This is a genomic window from Bordetella petrii, assembly GCF_000067205.1.
In the GTDB taxonomy this organism is placed as follows: Bacteria; Pseudomonadota; Gammaproteobacteria; order Burkholderiales; family Burkholderiaceae_B; genus Bordetella_A; species Bordetella_A petrii.
Genome location: NC_010170.1, coordinates 4,615,241 through 4,634,257 on the forward strand (window position 1 = coordinate 4,615,241; position 19,017 = coordinate 4,634,257).

The 19,017-nt window shown below is 64.2% G+C and carries 17 protein-coding genes; 8 read left to right on the forward strand and 9 right to left on the reverse strand.

Going from position 1 to position 19,017, the window contains the following annotated elements:
- The 5 genes from BPET_RS22100 (at position 1) to BPET_RS26785 (ending at position 4,965) form a co-directional block, all read left to right on the forward strand.
- A complete protein-coding gene (locus BPET_RS22100; protein ID WP_012251183.1) occupies positions 1-516 on the forward strand; it encodes a tripartite tricarboxylate transporter TctB family protein in 516 nt (171 codons plus the stop codon).
- Positions 517-582: 66 nt separating this feature from the next.
- Complete coding sequence (locus BPET_RS22105) at positions 583-2,124, forward strand: tripartite tricarboxylate transporter permease (protein WP_012251184.1); 1,542 nt, start codon at positions 583-585, stop codon at positions 2,122-2,124.
- A gap of 1 nt (position 2,125) precedes the next feature.
- The gene (locus tag BPET_RS22110) at positions 2,126-2,905 is read left to right on the forward strand and encodes an enoyl-CoA hydratase/isomerase family protein (protein ID WP_012251185.1); all 780 of its coding nucleotides are present in this window, start codon (positions 2,126-2,128) and stop codon (positions 2,903-2,905) included.
- Between the two features lie 42 nt (positions 2,906-2,947).
- Positions 2,948-4,171 (forward strand): CaiB/BaiF CoA transferase family protein, encoded by a 1,224-nt coding sequence (locus tag BPET_RS22115; protein WP_012251186.1) that lies wholly within the window; start codon positions 2,948-2,950, stop codon positions 4,169-4,171.
- A gap of 176 nt (positions 4,172-4,347) precedes the next feature.
- Positions 4,348-4,965 carry a hypothetical protein gene (locus BPET_RS26785; RefSeq protein WP_151208983.1) on the forward strand — a complete coding sequence of 206 codons (618 nt, stop codon included), beginning with the start codon at positions 4,348-4,350 and terminating at the stop codon, positions 4,963-4,965.
- A gap of 30 nt (positions 4,966-4,995) precedes the next feature.
- On the opposite strand, the gene BPET_RS22125 is transcribed toward BPET_RS26785, so the two are convergent.
- From BPET_RS22125 to BPET_RS22165, 9 genes are all read right to left on the reverse strand, one after another.
- Complete coding sequence (locus BPET_RS22125; protein WP_012251188.1) at positions 4,996-6,303, reverse strand: MFS transporter; 1,308 nt, start codon at positions 6,301-6,303, stop codon at positions 4,996-4,998.
- A gap of 181 nt (positions 6,304-6,484) precedes the next feature.
- Positions 6,485-7,225, reverse strand: a complete 741-nt coding sequence (locus BPET_RS22130; RefSeq protein WP_012251189.1) for an ATP-binding cassette domain-containing protein — start codon at positions 7,223-7,225, stop codon at positions 6,485-6,487.
- 11 nt (positions 7,226-7,236) lie between these two features.
- Positions 7,237-8,193, reverse strand: coding sequence for a sugar ABC transporter substrate-binding protein (locus BPET_RS22135; protein WP_012251190.1), 957 nt, complete (start codon positions 8,191-8,193; stop codon positions 7,237-7,239).
- 21 nt (positions 8,194-8,214) lie between these two features.
- Positions 8,215-9,156 carry an ABC transporter permease gene (locus tag BPET_RS22140; protein ID WP_041864348.1) on the reverse strand — a complete coding sequence of 314 codons (942 nt, stop codon included), beginning with the start codon at positions 9,154-9,156 and terminating at the stop codon, positions 8,215-8,217.
- A gap of 93 nt (positions 9,157-9,249) precedes the next feature.
- Complete coding sequence (locus BPET_RS22145) at positions 9,250-10,770, reverse strand: xylulokinase (RefSeq protein WP_012251192.1); 1,521 nt, start codon at positions 10,768-10,770, stop codon at positions 9,250-9,252.
- 126 nt (positions 10,771-10,896) lie between these two features.
- Complete coding sequence (locus BPET_RS22150; RefSeq protein ID WP_012251193.1) at positions 10,897-11,250, reverse strand: putative quinol monooxygenase; 354 nt, start codon at positions 11,248-11,250, stop codon at positions 10,897-10,899.
- A gap of 179 nt (positions 11,251-11,429) precedes the next feature.
- The gene (locus tag BPET_RS22155; protein ID WP_041864349.1) at positions 11,430-12,227 is read right to left on the reverse strand and encodes an SDR family NAD(P)-dependent oxidoreductase; all 798 of its coding nucleotides are present in this window, start codon (positions 12,225-12,227) and stop codon (positions 11,430-11,432) included.
- A gap of 14 nt (positions 12,228-12,241) precedes the next feature.
- Positions 12,242-14,137 carry a TRAP transporter large permease gene (locus BPET_RS22160; protein WP_012251195.1) on the reverse strand — a complete coding sequence of 632 codons (1,896 nt, stop codon included), beginning with the start codon at positions 14,135-14,137 and terminating at the stop codon, positions 12,242-12,244.
- A gap of 15 nt (positions 14,138-14,152) precedes the next feature.
- Positions 14,153-15,172 (reverse strand): TRAP transporter substrate-binding protein, encoded by a 1,020-nt coding sequence (locus tag BPET_RS22165; RefSeq protein WP_012251196.1) that lies wholly within the window; start codon positions 15,170-15,172, stop codon positions 14,153-14,155.
- A gap of 176 nt (positions 15,173-15,348) precedes the next feature.
- Between BPET_RS22165 and BPET_RS22170 the strand changes: the two genes are divergently transcribed.
- The 3 genes from BPET_RS22170 to BPET_RS22180 are packed head-to-tail and all read left to right on the forward strand — an operon-like array spanning position 15,349 to position 19,005.
- Complete coding sequence (locus BPET_RS22170) at positions 15,349-16,182, forward strand: IclR family transcriptional regulator (RefSeq protein WP_012251197.1); 834 nt, start codon at positions 15,349-15,351, stop codon at positions 16,180-16,182.
- 34 nt (positions 16,183-16,216) lie between these two features.
- Entirely contained in the window at positions 16,217-17,386 is a 1,170-nt protein-coding gene (locus BPET_RS22175) for an acetyl-CoA acetyltransferase (protein WP_012251198.1), read from the forward strand.
- Positions 17,383-19,005 carry an acyl-CoA synthetase gene (locus tag BPET_RS22180; protein WP_012251199.1) on the forward strand — a complete coding sequence of 541 codons (1,623 nt, stop codon included), beginning with the start codon at positions 17,383-17,385 and terminating at the stop codon, positions 19,003-19,005. Before BPET_RS22175 ends, BPET_RS22180 begins: the two co-directional genes overlap by 4 nt.
- Positions 19,006-19,017 lie beyond the last annotated feature (12 nt).

Sequence of the window (19,017 nt, forward strand, 5' to 3'; positions counted from 1 at the left end):
ATGGACCATCAGCAAACAGAGGGCGGCCCGCCGCAAGGCGGGCTGTCGCACAGCGCCGTCGATGCCATTACCGCCGTCGTGTTCTTTGCCGTGGGCGTGGTCATGATGGTGGACAACTACCGCATCGGCATCGCCTGGGCATCGGACGGCCCCGAATCGGGATACTTCCCGTTCCATGTCGGCATGATCATCAGCCTTGCCAGCATCGCCGTTTTCGTAAAGGCCATGTTCGGCAAGCACCGCAACCGGGAAATCTTCGTCAGCTGGGACCGCTTCCGGCTGGTGTTGCTGGTGCTGCTACCCACCGCGCTGTACGTGCTGCTGATTCAGCTATTGGGGATCTACGTTGCATCGACGCTGTTCATCGCCGCCTTCATGCGCCTGCTGGGCAAGATCGGCTGGCTGAAGACGGTGCTGGTCAGCGTGGGAGTGAATGCGCTGTTGTTCTGGATGTTCGAAATCCAGTTCCTGGTGCCGCTGCCGAAAGGGCCGCTGGAGGCGCTGTTCGGCTATTAGGGCCCGCCCCCCCTGAAAGTAGCCGGACAAATGCGCCGCACGCAGTGAATTAATCGGAGACCTCGAGTGGATGAACTGAGCGCGTTATTCCATGGCTTTGGCACGGTGCTGAGCTGGTACAACCTGGGCATGATGTTCATCGGCCTGGTGCTGGGCGTGATCATCGGCGTGCTGCCCGGGCTGGGCGGCCCCAATGGGGTCGCGATTCTGCTGCCGCTGACTTTCACCATGCCCCCCACGTCGGCCATCATCATGCTGTCGTGCATTTACTGGGGGTCGCTGTTCGCCGGCGCGATCACCTCGATTCTGTTCAATATTCCGGGCGAAACCTCGTCGGTGGCCACGACCTTCGACGGCTACCCCCTGGCCCAACAAGGCCGCGCCGGCAACGCGCTGACGGCCTCTTTCACCGGATCGTTCTTCGGCGCGCTGTCGGGCGTGCTGCTGATCACCTTCCTGGCGCCCATGGTGTCCAAGTTCGCCTTGCGCTTCGGCCCGCCCGAATTCTTCGCGGTTTTCCTGCTGACGTTCTGCAGCTTCGTGGGCACCGACAAGAAGACGCCGTTCAAGACCATTATTTCGATGATGCTGGGCTTCGGGCTGGCGGCCATTGGCATGGACACTGTCAGCGGCGGGCTGCGCATGACGTTCGGCTGGTCGGAACTATTGCGCGGCATCGATTTCCTGGTGGTGGTCATCGGGCTGTTCGGCATCGGGGAAATCCTCGTCAGCATGGAGGAAGGCCTGAAGTTCGAAGGCAAGAACGGCCGCATCAACCTGAAGGTGGTGCTGCAGACCTGGAAGGAAATGCCCAAGTACTGGGTCACGCTGATGCGCAGCACGCTGGTGGGTTGCTGGATGGGCGTGACGCCGGGCGGGGCCACGGCCGCGTCGTTCATGGGCTATGGGCTCGCGCAGCGGTTCTCGCGCAATGGCCGCAAGTTCGGCACGGGCGAGATCGAAGGCGTCATTGCGCCCGAAACCGCCGCCCACGCGTCGGGCACATCGGCCCTGCTGCCCATGCTGGCGCTGGGCATACCCGGCTCGGCCACCGCGGCGGTGCTGCTGGGCGGGCTGATGATATGGGGCCTGCAGCCCGGCCCCCTGCTGTTCGTGGAACAAAAAGAGTTCGTCTGGGGGCTCATTGCCAGCATGTACCTGGGCAACTTCGTGGGGCTGATCATCGTGCTGAGCACGGTGCCGCTGTTTGCGGCCATATTGCGCATTCCGTTCGCCATTGTGGCGCCCATCATCATCGTGGTTTGCGCGATCGGCGCGTATTCCGTCAACAACGCCATGCTCGACGTGTGGTTCATGCTGTTGTTCGGCGTGATCGGCTATGTGCTGAAAAAGCTGTCGTATCCATTGGCGCCCATGATCCTGGCGCTGGTGCTGGGCGACCGCATGGAAGACGCCTTCCGGCAGTCCATGCTGGGCCCGGGCACGGGCCTGCACGTGTTCTGGTCCAACAGCCTGGTCGGCACGATCAGCACGCTGGCGCTGCTGATGCTGTTCTGGCCGCTGGTGCCCGTGCTGTGGAACCTGGCGCGCAAGTCGTTCGGCGGCGGCAAGAACGGCGGCGCCGTCGGCAAGGCGAACGAGGGTTGAAATGAACGATCTCATATTGCGGGAACGAACCGGCGCAATCGCCACGGTGGTACTTAACCGGCCCGAGAAGCTCAATGCCCTGACCAAGCCCATGTGGCAGGCATTGGGCGACGCCATTCGGGACCTGTCGGCAGACGACTCGCTGCGCTGCATCGTGCTGCGCGGCGCCGGTGAAAAGGCATTCTCGCCGGGCAACGACATCGCCGAATTCCAGACCGAACGGGCAAACAAGCGCCAGGCCGTCGCGTACGGGCGCGTCATGCACGCTACCGCGCAAGCCCTGGCAGAGTGCCGGCATCCGCTGGTGGCGCAGATTCACGGCATATGCGTGGGCGGAGGGCTGGAAATAGCCGCCCTGTGCGACATCCGCATATGCGGCGAATCCAGCCGCTTCGGCGCACCCATCAAGAACCTGGGCCTGGTCATGGCCTATCCGGAAATGGAGCCTCTGGTCCGCCTGGCCGGCCCCGACGCGGCGCTGGAAATTCTGCTTGAAGGCCGCATCTTCGGCGCTGCCGAGGCCAGGGAAAAGCGGCTGGTGACGCGCGTGGTGCCCGACAGCGAGGTCCAGCGAGAAGCCCTGGCGGCGGCGCAGCGCATAGCCGAGGGGGCACCGCTGGTTGCCCGCTGGCACAAGCAGTTCATGCGGCGCCTGGCCCGGCAGGAACCTATTTCCGCCGCGGAGTACGACGAGTGCTTCGATTGCTTCGACACCGAAGACTTTCGCATCGGCTATGCAGCCTTCCTGGATAAGCGCGCACCCGCGTTCACCGGCAGGTAAGCGGCGTCCGATGCCGCGGCCGCTGGCCGCCATGGAGACTGTATGAATACCGAATCCCCCCATACTGGCCCGTTGGCAGGCATGCGCGTGCTCGAGCTGGCGCAGATCATGGCGGGCCCCACCTGCGGCATGATGCTGGCGGACATGGGCGCCGACGTGGTCAAGGTCGAGAAGCTGCCCGGCGGCGACGACTCCCGCGGCTACAGCGAACCGGTAGTCAACGGCGTGTCGGCGCCCTTCATGATCTTGAACCGCAACAAGCGCGGCATCGCCCTTAACCTGAAAATGGAGCAGGGGCGCGACATTCTGCTGCGCATGGTGCGGGACGCCGACGTGCTCACGGAAAACTACCGGCGCGGCACGTTGGAAAAACTCGGTCTGGGCTATGACGTGCTGGCCGCAATCAACCCCGGCCTGATCTATTGCGCGGTGTCCGGATACGGCCGCGACGGCCCATACGGCGACAAAGCCGGCTTCGACCTGATCGCGCAGGGTTTTTCGGGGCTGATGTCTATCACCGGCGAACCCGGTGGCGCGCCCGTCAAGACGGGCAACTCCATTGCGGACATCAACGCCGGCATTCTCGCCACGGTGGGCATCCTGGCGGCGTACGCGCACAAGCAGAAGACCGGACGCGGCCAGATTGTGGACACCTCACTGATGGAAGCGGCATTGCAGCAAACCTATTGGCATGCCGCGTCGTATTTCGCCACCGGCGTATCGCCTGGCCCCACGGGGTCGGCGCACTTGCTCACAGCCCCCTACCAGGCGTTCGAGACCCGCGACGGGTGGATCAACATCGGCGGCGCGAACCAGGCGAACTGGGAACGCATTGCGCAGGTGCTAGGCCATCCGGAGTGGTGCGAAGACTCCCGCTATAAAGACAACAAGGCGCGCATGCAGAACCTGGACAGCCTGACAGCCGCCATGAGCAGCGTGCTGCGCCAGCACGAACGCGCCCACTGGCTGGCGGCCTTCGACGCGGCGGGCGTGCCAGCCGGCCCCGTGCACGACATAGAGCAGGCCCTGACGCACCCGCAAGTGTTGGCGCGCAACATGGTGGTGGAACTGCGCCACCCGCGGGCCGGGCCCACGCGGGCGCTGGGATGCCCCATACATTTTTCGGAAACGCCCACGCAGATCCGGCGGCCCGCTCCAATGTTGGGCGAACATACGCGCGAACTGCTGGGCGAGTACGGCTACAGCCAAGCGCAGATCGACGCCTTCGCCTCGGCGGGCGTCGTACGCGATGCGCCTCAGGGATAACACGTCCCACCAAAGACAATACGCCAAATCTGGCATCAATATGCTGCATAAGTGACTCAAAATGACTTGCTTTTTATATACTTGTTCTAATTTCTTACATAACTAGCCGCAGTTCAAACCTCGCGGCCTAGATCGGGACATGCCGCAAGGTGCCTATGAACGTGCGTCAGCCAGCCATGTCCCCGCTACCCCGGCACATGACCGCGCGCTATCGCCAACCGCGCGCGCGGCGGCTGATGTTCACACTGCGGCAACGGAGATGGCTGGGCGCCGGCCTGGTGGCGCTGTTCGCCGCGCTGGCCTGGACCCTGGCCGGCAAAATGCAAGTCCGGGAACAAGCGCGCCCCGGGAGCGCCGACACGGCAAACTTGCGTGGCGTCTTGCGCCCCAACCGGTTGTGTCCAGCGGCAATGGTTCCCCATGCGGCTCAACGCCAGAGCATCGCGCGCCATGAACTGCGCGGCCGGGCTGCCTTTTCTATTGCATATCCGGATGCCAACCCGCGAGGCAGCACACGCCCAGGCCGGCGGCAGCGGCCAGCCCGACAATACGGCCGGGCGCATGTGCGCGCTCGCGCCGCTGGAACGCTCGCTGTGAACCGGCGCATGGCGGCCTACCTGGCCGGACTGGTCTTGCTGGCCAGTTGCGCGGTCGCGCTGAACCTGCCCACGCGCTGGCTCAGGGCCGTGGCGCCGGCCAAGTGGCCATTGACCGTCGTCGGCGTCCGTGGCGCCATCGGGTTCGGCGCCTCTGGCTTGCTTGAATGTTCGTGGCGCTTCAGGAAACGCATCTAGAAAGCGCTTCATGGAGCGCTTCACGAAGCGTCAGCGCGCCAGTACAACTCCCGCCGCGCCGGCTTCTTCCTGGTGTCCGGCGCCAAACCGCACCGCAATCGCGCACAGCACCGACAGAATCACGAAGCCAGCCAATACGGTCACGGTCTGCTGCACATTGCCTACGCTTTTCATCAGAAAGCCCGCCGCCACAGCGCCGACATTGCCGCCGGCGCCCACAATGCCGGCCACGCCGCCGAGCGCCTTGCGGTCGACGAACGGCACCAGGGCATAGGTGGCGCCGCAAGCCATGTGCGTGAACAGGCCGAACGCCACCATGGCCACGATCGCTTCGGCCACGCCCTGCGCATGCGCAAACCACAGCAGGCCCAGGCCTTCTCCCAGCATCATGGCGGCCAGTACCCTGGGGCGCCACGCCAGCCCGCCCCGCTGGGCAGCCCGGTCGGACAAGATGCCGCCCAGCGCGCGGGCGAACAAGGCCAGCAAGCCGAAGATGCCCGCGGCCAGGCCCGCTTGCCCCAGCGACAGTTGAAAACGATCCACGTAGTACATGGCCGCGATGTTGTGCACGAACAGTTCCACGCCGAAGCACGCGCCATACGTCAAGGCCAGCAGCCACACCCGATAGTTCGCGCAGGCCGCGGCGAAGCTGGCCCAACCGCCCTTCTTGCCGCCATCGACCGCCACGCCGCGCCGGCGCAGCTCCAGTGCATCGCCTTGCGGATAATCCTGCGTATAGCGCCAGTACACGACCGCCATGGCCAGCAGCGCCGCGCCCGGCACGACCAACGCCGCGCGCCAGGCCGATGACTCGTCCAGCCCCAGTGCGATGAGCGCGGCCAGCACCATGGGCACCAGGGCCTGCGCGCCCCCCGCGCCCGCATTGCCCCAGCCGGCGCTCGCGGCATTGGCGGCGCCCACTACGTTGGGCGCGAACATGACCGAGGTGTGATACTGCGTGATCACGAAGCTGGCGCCAATGGCGCCAATGCCCAGGCGGCACGCCAGCACCGAGGCATAGTCGGTGGCGAAGGCCAGCGCCACCACGGGAATGGCGCCTGATGCCATCAATCCGGCGTAGACGCGGCGGGGGCCGTACCGGTCGCACAAGGGTCCGACAATCAGGCGCACCAGTATCGTAGCCGCCACGGCGGCGATGTTGATGTCGGCCACCTGGCCCGGCGTCAGTGCGAACTCTCTCGCGATTACCGGCATCAGCGGCGCGCTGGCGAACCACGCGAAGAAGCAGACGAAAAACGCCATCCACGACAAGTGAAAGGCGCGCATGGGCACGGTGTTAAACGTGAACAGATCGATACGGGTGGCTTTGGCGGACACTGCGTTCCCTTGAAAGTGGCCTGTCTGGCCAATTTCAAGCAAACTCCATGCCAAACGGACCTGCCCGCGAAGGCAGGGGCAGCGGCGCCCGCCCTGGCGCGCCTGTTCAGTGCAAGCGCATCAACATGAGGCACGCCGCGCGGCGAAACCGCACCGCCAAAGTGCACCTCGTGGCGGGCGGCTACTCGCGGCCCGTCATTACCATGTGCGCAAGGCCGTCGGCATCCAGCCCCGCCACCTCGCGCTCGACCACCTTCACCCCGCTCTTCAGAATTGCCACCCGGTCGGCCAGCGCCACCACGTCGGCCATGTTGTGGCTGATAAGAATTACCGTGCGGCCTTCTTCGCGCAGCTTGCGCACCAGGTTCAGCACCAGCGCCGTTTCCTTGACGCCCAGCGCGGCGGTGGGCTCGTCCATGATGACCACCCGCGCGTCCCAGCGCAGGGCGCGGGCAATGGCCACCGCCTGTCGCTGTCCGCCAGACATGCGCTCTACCGGGCGGCTCATGTCGTCAATGGGCACCGACAGGCGCTGCAGGTACGCCCGCGCGTCGGCGGCCATGCGGCGCTTGTCCAGCACGCAAAATGGCCCCACCCGGCGCACGAGCTCGGCGCCCATGAAAATGTTTTCCCAGATAGACAGCCGCGGGGCCAGGGCCAGATCCTGATAGATGGTGGCAATGCCCTGCGCCAGGGCGTCGTGCGGCGACGCGAACATCACCTTCCTGCCCTGCAGCCACAGCTCTCCGCCCGTAGGCGCCTGCGCGCCCGAAACGATGCGGATCAGCGTGGATTTGCCCGCGCCGTTGTCGCCGCATATGGCCATGACCTTGCCTTGTGGCACGTCGAGGTCGACGCCCTTCAGGGCTTCAACGGCGCCGTACGATTTCGTGACCTGGCGTAGCGACAACGCGATGGACATAAGGCCGGCTCTTACTTGGATTGCAGGAACTTCTGGACGTTGCTGCCGTCGACCAGCACCGAATCCATGAACAGATAAGGGCCTTCGGTAATGTTCTGCCGAGGCTCTTTCTTGACCACGATGCGATCCAGGGCATCGATGGCGCTCACGCCCATCTGCTCGAACGGAATCACCATGGTGGCGGTAACCAGGCTGTTCGGGTCGGCGATGCGGCGATAGGTTTCGGCCGCGCCGTCCACCGATACGAGCGCGATCTCGCCCTTCTTCATGCCCTGCGCCTGCAGCAGGTCGTCAATAACATAGGCCTGGCCGTCGAACGACGCCCAGATGCCCTTGAACTGGCCTTGGTGGCGCAGCAGCAGGGCCTGCATGCCGTTGCGTACGTCATCGCGCCAGCTTTGGGTGCGGGCCATGCTGAACTTGCCCAGCTCTTTGACGGCGGTGTTCTCGGAAAGCACGGCGTCCAGCATTTTGCCGCGGATGCGCGTGCCCGAGTTGCCGTCGAAACGAGCCGACAGAATGCTGCCCTGGTAGCCCATCTTGCCCAGCAGGTACAGCACCGACTGCGCGCCGGTGGCGTACTCGTTGACCTCGATGTCGAACAGCATGTGCGGGCTGGCGCCAGACATCACCCCGATGACGGGAATGCCCTTTTCCTGGGCGGCCTGCAGTTGCGCATCGGTTTCGACGGGTTTGCCCATGGCGATGACGATGGCGTCGACCGGCTTGTTGATCAGGGTATCGAGCTGCTCGGCCAGCTTGGGCAAGGCGCCACCGGCATTCAGCTGCGTGACCGCCCAGCCCTTGGCGCGGGCGGCTTCGGCGGCCGCGTTGGCGACCCGCGCGTGGGTTTCGGATGACATCTGGAACGCGACGATGCCCACGTCGAAGGCATGGGCGGCGCCGGCGGCCAGGGCCTGGGCAGCCAGCGCGCCGGCCAGCAGCGCGCGCTTGACGAATTTGGTCATAGTGACTCTCTCCCCTTCCGGTCAGAATTTAAAGGCCGCTTTCTTCAGCACGGCCGACGACACCGCGACAGACGCGATGATGATGAACCCCAGGACAATATCCTGCACGTAGTACGGCGCGCCCATGAGGATCAGGCCGTTGCCCAGCACCTTGAGTATCAGCGCGGCGACCAGCGTGCCGGGAATATTGGCGTGGCCGGGGTTGAACATAGTCATGCCCAGCAGCACCGCGGCGATGGCATACAGAAAATAATCGCCCGCCATGTTGGGCGCGGCCGAAGACAGGCTGGACGTGAGCAACACCGCGGCCAGGCCCGCGCACAGGCCGGAAAGCGCCAGGCCGATGTTTTTCATGGCGCGTATGTCGATGCCCGCCAGCCTTGCCGATTCGCCGGCCTCGCCAGTGGCTGTCATGCGAGCGCCGGTGCGGGTCCATTTGACCAGGAAGAAGGCTAGCAACACCGTGCCCAGCATCCACAGCACCAGGGCCGGTATGCCCAGCGGCTTGCCGCGCGCCAGGTCGGTAAATGCAGTGGGCCAGCGGCCCACATACGACACGCCGTCGGTCAGCATGAAGGCGAACCCGCGCGCCATGGCGGCCATGCCCAGCGTGGCGATCAGCGACGGCACGCGCAAGCGCGTCACGGCGATGCCGTTGACCAGCCCGCACAGCAGCCCTATGCCCAGCCCCGCGCCGATGGCCAGCGGCACGGGCTGGCCGGTATGCACCAGGGCGCCCGTCACCACGGCCGCCAGGCTGGCGACGTCGGCCACCGACAGATCCAGCTCGGCGGTAACCAGGGCCAGCGTAAAGCCGATGGCAAGAATGGCCAGGAAGCTGGTTTCCTTGACGATATTCAGCAAGTTGCCGGGCGCCGCGAAATTCGGCGCGGCCAGCGCGAAGAAGCCCACCAGGACCAGCCCCGCGATTGCCGTGCCGTACTTTTCCAGGATGCCGCGCATCAACATCAACCCCTGCCTCGTTCGATTTATGTACGGACGCCGCTTGCCGGCCCCGCATGCCGGGCCTGTGCCCGGCGCCGATGGCGTCGTAGTTTATACCCCGGCGCTGCCGGACGCCGGCGTGCCGATGCCCGCCAGCGCGTGCGACACAGGCGCCAGCGCGGCCTCGGCGGCGCGAAACTGCGCGTACATCTGGCGGTAGGCCGGCAGCCTGTCTGGCCGTGGCTCGTAGCGCCGCGCCACCCGCAACAACGCGTCCTGCGCGGCCGCGAAGCTGTCATAGCGCCCCAGCGCCGTCCAGGCCGCCACCGCCGCACCCAGCACGCCCGGCTGATCGGCCCGGCCGACAACCACGGCGCGTTCACAGACGTCAGCCTTCACCTGGCACCACTGCGGGCTGGACGCCGCGCCGCCGCCAAAACGGATTTCCCGGACTGGGCCGCCCAGCGCGGCTTCGGCGCGTTCCAGCACAATGCGGTTCAGGAAAGCCACGCCTTCCAGCACTGCCCAGGCCAGGTCGCCCGGCCCGTGGCGGCGGTTGAGCCCCAGGAAAGCGCCGCGCAGATTTGGGTCCCAGTATGGCACGCGCTCGCCCTGCAGATAGGGCAGGAACAACGCCGGCTGTGCATCGCGCGGCGCGGCCAGTAGTGTATTCATGGCGTCCGCGACGCCGGCCATCCCTTGCGTACCCAGGCGGCCCAGCAAGGGTAGCAGCCAGGCAATGGTGTCCGCGCCGTTCTGCCCCGGCCCGCCGATTTGATAGCCGTTGCCCCAGTCTACCGTCATCAGGCCCTGCGCCTGGACCGGCTCGGCGCCCACCGCGCCAAAAACTTCCGTAGTGCCGGAAATGTTGTACGCATAGCCCGGCCGCAGGGCGCCCAGCCCCGCCACCGCGGCCCAGGTGTCGTTTGAGCAGGCCAGCACTGGGCGCCCGGTCAGGCGCGCCAACGCACCCGGCAACTGGCCCTGCACCGGCCCGACGATATCCAGGGGCGCCAGCAAAGGCGGCGTCCAGGCGGGGTCTGCGCCCAGCGCCGTCAACAGGTCTGGCCCGGCTGCATGGCTGGCGGCAGCCGCCGCCAGCCTGGCCATCGATACCGTGTCGCTAGCCGCGCGGCCCGTCAGGCGGAAATTCAGGTAGTCCTTGGGTTCAAGCACGACGCGCACCCGCGCGGCATGGCGGGGTTCGGCCTTCAACAGCCAGGCAACGCGCGCCCATGGGTGAAAGGCATTGATCTGCGAGCTTTCGGGGTGGGACGCGGGCATCGAGGCCAACCACCCCGCCACGTCGGCCGCCGCGCGCGTATCGCGCCATGTGATGGCCGGGCGGATGGCGGCGCCGTCCGCATCGACGAACACCTGCGTGCGCGTGACGCCGCAGATGGCAATGGCCTCAATGGCGTCGAAGGCGGCGCCGGCCTGGGCCGCCAAGATATCGGCAAGGGTTTGCAGGCCATGCCACCAAGCATCGGCATCTATTTCGTCCCAGCCGGGGTGGATGGCATTGCCGGCCGGACTATCGATGGCGCAGGCATGGGCGACATTGCCAGTGGCGTCTACCAGCGCGGCGCGAAAGCGCGTGCCGCCAAGGTCCACGGCCAGAACGTGGCTCATGCGGGCCTCTGCGCCGAACGGGCTGGGCCGGACGTACGCAGGGCTATTGCTTGAATAGTGATCGCAATGGGCATGACTCGATAGCGCGGCCTGGGTGTCAGCTGCGGATCATAAACTTCTTTTCCCCTAACGTGAAAACCCGGCGAAGGGGGTGAAGTATTCGGCATTGAAGCCATCCAGCTTGGCGCGGATTTCCGGCGTGACGTGGCCGTAAACAGTGAGCTTCTCGACCTTGACCAGTTTCAGGAACTGCTCGGCAAAGGCCGGGAAAGTTTGTTCAAGGTGTGGCAGCACGCCCTGCGTGCGATATTGCTCGATGATGTGAATTGTGGTGCGGTCGGCGTTCACGAGGTATTCGTAGGTAATCGCCCCGGGTTCGTCTCGGGTCGCCGCCACAAGGGGTTGGATCACTTGTTTGAACGCATCGAAATCTGACGGCGCGATAGACAACTGATATAGGGTATAAACCGAATCTTGCATGATGGATCTCCGCATTGCACAACGTGGCAGTGGCGCCCGCGCACGGGCTTGCAGCGGGCTGCGCCGGCAACGGCGCAGCAATACTGTATAGATGAACGCGTTCCAAACGAGGAACGCTCAGCGGAGTTTATTGCTCTGGATTCAAGACCAGGTGCATTTCCCAGGGCAATACACGTCTCTCAAGCGCACGCCAGGTGCACGCCGCCATCCACCGGCAAGCATACGCCAGTAATGTAGGCCGCCGCATCCGAGGCCAGGAATACGGCGGCGTTGGCAATGTCCCATGCCGTACCCATATGCCCCATGGGGCACCGGGCATTGCGCTCGTTCACCATTTCTTCGCGGCTGCCATACTGGCCCGAAATATCTTTGTAAATAAGCGGCGTATCTACGTAGCCGGGCATGATGGCGTTCACCCGTATGCCCTGCTTCGCGTATTCCAGCGCCAGCCCCACCGTCAACTGGTTCAGGCCGCCCTTCGACGCGTAATACACGGGGTACGGGTAGCCGGTGTAGCGTATGGCCGCCAGGCTCGAGATATTGACGATACTGCCCCGCTTCTGGGCCTGCATGACCGGCAACACATGTTTGCAGGCCAGGAACGCGCTTTTGAGATTCACGTTCATGGCCGTATCCCATTGCGCCTCGGAAAGCTCCGTAACGCTGCCCATGCGGGCCATGCCTACGTTGTTGTGCAGGATGTCGATACGGCCATGCCGCTCGACCACGCCCTGCACCAGCGCGGCGACCTGGTCGGCCTGAGTGACGTCGGCCGCCAGGGCTTCGCTGCGGCCGCCCTCTTGGTGGATGATGCCGTGCGTTTCACGCGCGGCGTCCAGGTTCAGGTCAACAGCGATGACCGTGGCGCCTTCGCGCGCATAGGCAACCGCCGCCGCCTTCCCGTTGCCCCAGCCTTCGCCCACCGAACCGGCGCCCAGCACCAGGGCCACGCGCCCGGAAAATTGCTTGTGTTCCATGGTCGCGCCGCCCATCACTTATCCAGGAAACCCGTCGACAGCCACGGAATGGCGGCAACCAGCAGCAGGCCGATGAAGATCGAGCACATGTATCCCACGATAGGCTTGATGCCCTTGTCGGGAGCGACCCGTCCGATGGCGCAAGCGGCGTAGTAGCCCACGCCGAACGGCGGAGCGAACAGCCCGATGCCCATGGCCAGGATGGCCACCATGGCGTAGTGCACGTCATTGATGCCCAGCTCTTCCGCAATGGGAAACAGCAGCGGTCCCAGCAGCACCACGGCGGGAATACCTTCCAGCACGCTGCCCAGCACGATGAATGTGACGATGGACACGCAGAAGAAAGTGAATGCGCCGCCCGGCAACGAACCCATCAGGTCGGCCAGGTCGGCCGAAAAGCCCGACTGCGTCAGCGCCCAGGCCATGCCCGTGGCGGTTCCGATGATCAGCAGAATGGCGCCCGACAAGGTCGCGGTGTCGATCAAGATGGGATACAGCCGCTTCACGTCGAACTTGCGATAGACGCAGATGCCGATAATGCACGAATACACAATGCCGATGGTCGAGACTTCCGTGGCGGTGGCAACCCCTTCGACCACCGCGGCGCGAATCACGAACGGCAGTGTCAGGGCAGGTAGCGCAACAACGAAACTCTTGAGCACTTCCGAGCGCGGCTGGCGCACCACGCCGGTCAGGTCGACCTTGCGGTTGCGCCACCACACCACCAGACACAGCATCACGCCCAATACGGCGCTGGGCACCAAGCCGCCGATGAACAAGGAAGTAATCGACACGCTGGTCACCGACCCAATGGTAATCAGCACCAGGCTGGGTGGCACGGTTTCGGTTTGGGCGCCGGTGGCCGACAGCAGCGCCACCAGCTCGCCTTCGTCAGTGCCGCGCGACTTCATTTCCGGAAACAGCACGGGCGCGATGGCGGCCATGTCGGCCGCCTTCGCACCCGAGATGCCGGACACCAGGTACATGGCGCCCACCAGTACATAAGACAGGCCGCCGCGCACATGGCCCAGGATGCTGGCCAGGAAAGACACCATCTTGTGCGCCATGCCGGTCATGTCGATCAACAGGCCCAGGAACACGAACAGCGGCACGGCCAGCAGGATCAGGTGCGACATGCCTTCGTCCATGCGTCCCACCAGCACCATTACGGGCACATACGTGCTGAACGACAGGTACGCATAAGTGGCAATGCCGAACGAGAACGCAATGGGCACCCCGGTGAAGACGCCGACGGCCACCAGCACCACGAAGAAGACCACCAGCGTGTAGTTGCCCAGGTCTTCGAAGAACGGCGTCATGGCATACAGCGCCAGGCCGATAGCCGCTATCAGCAGCAGGGCCTTGCCGACCAGCCGCCAGTTCGAAATTTCGATCAGGCGCATTACCGCGAAAACGGTCATGAACACCAGGCCGGTGGGCAGGGCCGCGGTGCGCCAGGCCATGCTGATGCCCATGGCGGGCGTGGTAATGACGGATTGTTCAGCCACCGAACTGAAGCCTGGCTCGAGCACCAGCAGCACGAAGACCAGCGACACCGAAATGGCGAACACATTCAGGAAAGCCTGGGTGGATGGCGACGCCCGGTTCACGAACGCCGTCATGCGCATGTGTTCGCCACGCCGGAAAGCCACCGCCGCGCCGAGCATTGCCAGCCACAGGAACAGCAGCGAAGCGAGCTCGTCGGACCAGATCAGCGGGGTATTGAGCACGTACCTGGCAAAAATGCCCGAAAACAGAATCACCACTTCCGCGATGACGAGCAGCGCGACGGGGATTTCTATCAGGTATCCCAGGAAGGTATCGAGCGGGCGTATCCATTTATGCCCGATACCCGGACTGGGCGCAATAGCATCTGGCGTATCTGGCATGGCGGTGGTTTGAGAGGACATCGAACGGTTCCCCTCTTATGCCAGCGAGCCGACCGAATCTTCCAGAATGGCCCAGGCCTGGTCGCCGAACTTGCCCTTCCATTCGGAATAGAAGCCAGCTTTCTTGAGTTGGGCGCGGATCGGGGCGACGTCAGGCGTGTTGAACTGCATGCCTTCCTCGGTCAGCTTCTTCTGCAGTTCGTCGTTCAGCGCGTGCACGTCTTTGCGTTCGTTCATGCCGGCTTCGTTGATATGCTTGCTTACCACGGCCTGGATGTCCTTGGGCAGGCGATCCCATGCTGCCTTGTTGCCCAGGAACCAGAAACCATCCCACATGTGGTTGGTAAGCGAGCAGTATTTCTGCACTTCGAACAGCTTGGCCGTCTGAATGATGGCCAGCGGATTTTCCTGGGCGTCCACCACCTTGGTCTGCAGGGCCGAATACACCTCGTTGAAGTTGATGCTGGCCGGCGCCGATTGCAGGGCCTTGAACATGGACGTCCACAGCGGGCTGACCGGCACGCGGATCTTCAGATCCTGGAAGTCTTCGGGACCGTTGATGGGCTTGGTGCTGGTGGTGATTTCACGGAAGCCGTTGTCCCAGATTTTTTCCATGACGATCAGGTCGTGCTTGTCGATCTCGCCGCGAATGTACTCGCCCAGCTTGCCGTCCATCGATTTCCAGACGGTGTCGTAATCGGGGAACGCGAATCCGATGCCGCTGATGGCGGCCGCGGGCACCAGGGTGGAAAGAATCAGGCCAGACAAGGTAAAGAACTCGACCGCGCCCGAACGCAGCTGGTTCAGGGTTTCGGTATCAGAGCCCAACTGGCTGCTGGGGAACACCTGCAGCTTGAATGCGCCATCGGTTTCATCGGCAATTTTCTTGGCCATTTCCTTTGCGCGCAGATTCATGGGGTGCGACGGCGGCAGGTTGTTGGCGTACTTGTAGCGATACGTCTTGGCGGCGAACGCGGACTGCAGGGGAACGCCGAGCATGGCTGCGCCAGCAATACCGGTGGTCGAAAGCATGAACGAGCGACGGGAAAGCGTCATCTTTGTCTCCTAGGCCAGGTCAGGCCCGTTGTTAGTAATAGGTATGAGCAGGCGATCAACTCGACGAGCGCGGTTCATAATATGAACCGAAAATGAATCATGCCCCATCGGTTTCGTTGATTTTATAAAGCCGGCGCGTAGAATTGGCAATTAGTTAATTTCCTACGGTCCACCATATGGAACTACTGGACTCTCCTTCTGATACTGCGCGCGCCAACGGGTCCCAGGCCATACACCGTGCGATCAGTGTGTTGCGCTGCATTGCGCGCGGCCGCAACCAGGGGGTTGCCCTGTCGATCATATGCCGACAAACAGGCCTGAATAAATCCACGGTTCATCGTCTTACCACGGCCCTGATCATCAACGGGCTGGTTCAGCAAGATGAACAAACGCGCCGGTATTTCCTGGGCGCGGAATGCTATGCCCTGGGATTGGTGGCGTCCGACCGCTTCGGCCTGCACAACTTCGTGGGGCAACCCGTGCGGCGGCTGGCCGCCACCACGGGCGATGCCGCATTTTTTTCGTTGCGCCAGGGCACCCATTCTTTGTGCCTCTTGCGTGAAGAAGGCAACTATCCGCTGAAGTCGCACGTTCTTCAAGCCGGCGACCGTCATCCGCTGGGCGTTGGTGGAGGCAGCCTGTCGATGCTGGCCGCGCTGGACGACGCCGAAGTCGAATCGCTGCTCGACCAGAACATGGAAGACATCGCCCTGGTGTATCCCAACTACACGCGCGAAGCGCTGCTCGAGCACGTGCAGGCCACCCGTGCGCGGGGATACGCGCTGAACCGGGGCATGGTGCTCAAGGGCTCCTGGGGCCTGGGCGTGGCCGTGCGCGACCCGGACGGCAAGGTGGTCGGGGCCTATAGCATCGCCACGGTCGAAAGCCGCATGACGCCCGAACGCGAAGCGCAGTTGTACGGCCTGCTTAGAAAAGAAGCCGACGCGCTGGAAGAATACTTGCGGGAACGAGGGCTGCCGTGTGCGTTCAACACACAAGCCCACGCATAAGAAACGAAGAAACACTCACCATCAAGGAGACACAATGACCAAGGCAGTGATTGCAGGATGGTCACACATTCCGTTCGGCAAGCTGGCGGACCCCGACACCGAAAGCCTGATGGCCCAGGTTTCGGGCGCCGCGCTGACGCATGCCGGCATCAGCGGCAAAGACGTCGACGGCATCTACGTCGGCGTCATGAACAACGGCTTCCAGAAGCAGGATTTCCAGGGCGCCCTGGTAGCCCTGGCCGACCCGGACCTTGCCCATGTTCCGGCCACCCGGCTCGAAAACGCCTGCGCCACCGGCTCGGCCGCGCTGTACACGGCCATGGATTTCATCGAATCGGGCCGCGGCCGTATCGCGCTGGTGGTGGGCGCCGAAAAAATGACTTCCCGCCCTACTCCCGAAATCGGCGACCTGCTGCTCAACGCCAGCTACCGCAAGGAAGAAGCCGACATCAAGGGCGGCTTCGCAGGCGTTTTCGGCCAGATCGCCGGCGAGTACTTCAAGCGCTACGGCGACCGCAGCCGCGAACTGGCCATGATCGCCGCCAAGAACCACAAGAACGGCGTCGCCAACCCCTACGCGCAGATCCGCAAAGATCTGGGCGTGGAATTCTGCGACACCGTGTCCGAAAAAAACCCCTATGTCGCGCCGCCCCTGCGCCGCACCGACTGCTCGCTGGTGTCCGATGGCGCGGCGGCCATCGTGCTGGTGGACGAGGCGCTGGCCGCCCAGTTTCCGCGCGCCATCGGCTTTCGCGCCAGGCAGCATGTCAATGACATCCTGCCGCTCAGCCGGCGCGATCCGCTGGCGTTCGAAGGCGCATCGCGCGCCTGGCGGCAGGCGCTGCAGGCGGCGGGCATCACGCTCGACGATCTCAGCCTGGTGGAAACGCACGACTGCTTCACCATTGCCGAACTGATCGAGTACGAGGCCATGGGCCTGGCAGCGCGCGGCGAAGGCTACAAAGTGGTGCGCGAGGGCATCGCCCAGAAAGACGGCAAACTGCCCATCAATCCGTCGGGCGGCCTGAAAGCCAAGGGCCACCCCGTGGGCGCCACCGGCGTTTCCATGCACGCCATGGCGTGCATGCAGCTTACCGAATCGGCCGGCGACATGCAGGTTCCCGGGGCCCGGTTGGCGGGCGTGTTCAACATGGGCGGCGCCGCGGTGGCCAACTACGTCAGCATCCTGGAGCGCATCAAATGACGGCAGCGCGGCAAGACTCTCCCGCAGGGGGGCTGGCTCCGGTGTCGCGGCGGGTCATGAACCTGGCCACTTTTCTCAGCCAGGTCGCGGCGCGGCTGCCCGACGAACCCGCGCTGATCATCGACGACCAGGTCACCACCTGGCGCGAACTGGAACGGCGCGTGCAGGCTTTGGCCGCCGCCTTCCAGGCAGCGGGCCTGGCCAAGGGCGACCGCGTGCTCACGCATTCGTCCAACTGCCGCGAGCTGCTGGAAGTGATGCTGGCCACCTTCCGCATAGGCGGCGTATGGGTGCCCACCAACTTCCGCATCACGCCCGACGACGTGGATTACCTGGCCCGCAGCTCGGGCGTGTCGGCCTTCATTTGCCACGCCGATTTTCCCGAACATGCCCGGCTTGCCCAAAGCCTGGAGGGACTGAAACTCGTGGCCGGCGCCGGGCCCGCCGCCGGGGCCAACGGCATCGAGGCGATCATCGACGAGAACCTTGCGGCCGGCGCGTCGCACCAGACGCAGCAGGTCGATTACGACGACCCGTGCTGGTTCTTCTTTACTTCGGGCACCACGGGAAAACCGAAAGCGGCAGTGCTCACGCACGGCCAGATGGCCTTCGTGCTGACCAACCACTTGTGCGACCTGATGCCCGGCACCACCCACCACGACCGCAGCCTGGTCGTGGCGCCTTTGTCGCACGGGGCGGGCATCCATTACCTGGCTCAACTGGCACGCGGGGCCGCCACCATTTTTTCCACCAGCCCGCGCTTCTCGGCCGACGCCGTATGGCAAGCCATAGAGCGGTACGGCGTCACCAACTTCTTTACCGTGCCCACCATCCTGAAGATGATGACCGAGCACGAAAGCGTGGACCGCTACAAGCACGACACGCTGCGCTACATCATCTACGCGGGCGCGCCCACGTATCGCGCCGACCAGAAACTGGCCTTGCAGAAGCTCGGGCCGGTGCTGGTGCAATACTTCGGCCTGGGCGAGGTCACGGGCAACATCACGGTGCTGCCTCCGTGCGACCACTCGCCCGATGACGAGACCATGCCGCGCCTGGGATCTTGCGGGTATGCGCGCACCGGCATGGAGGTCAGCATCCAGGACGCCGAAGGCAACCCGCTGCCCTCCGGACAAACGGGCGAGATCTGCGTATGCGGCCCGGCGGTATTCGCGGGCTACTACAACAACCCCGAAGCCAACCGCAAGGCGTTTCGCAACGGCTGGTTCCGCACGGGCGATGTCGGTTACCTGGACGAGCAAGGCTATCTGTACATTACCGGACGCGAATCCGACATGTACATCTCGGGCGGGTCCAATATCTACCCGCGCGAAATCGAAGAAAAAATCCTGGCCGCGGGCTTGGTAAAAGAAGTATGCGTGCTGGGCGTGCCCGACCCCACCTGGGGCGAAGTCGGCGTCATGGTGGGCGTGCTGAAAGACGGCGCGCAATGGGACCCCGAGGCCTTTCAGGCCTGGCTCGACGCCAACATCGCCCGCTACAAGCATCCGCGCCGCTTTGTGATCTGGCCCGAACTGCCTAAGTCGGGCTACGGCAAGATCACCAAGAAGATCATCTACCAGGAGCTACTACAGCGAGGTTCACTTTCCCAACCCTGAGGGCCACCGCCC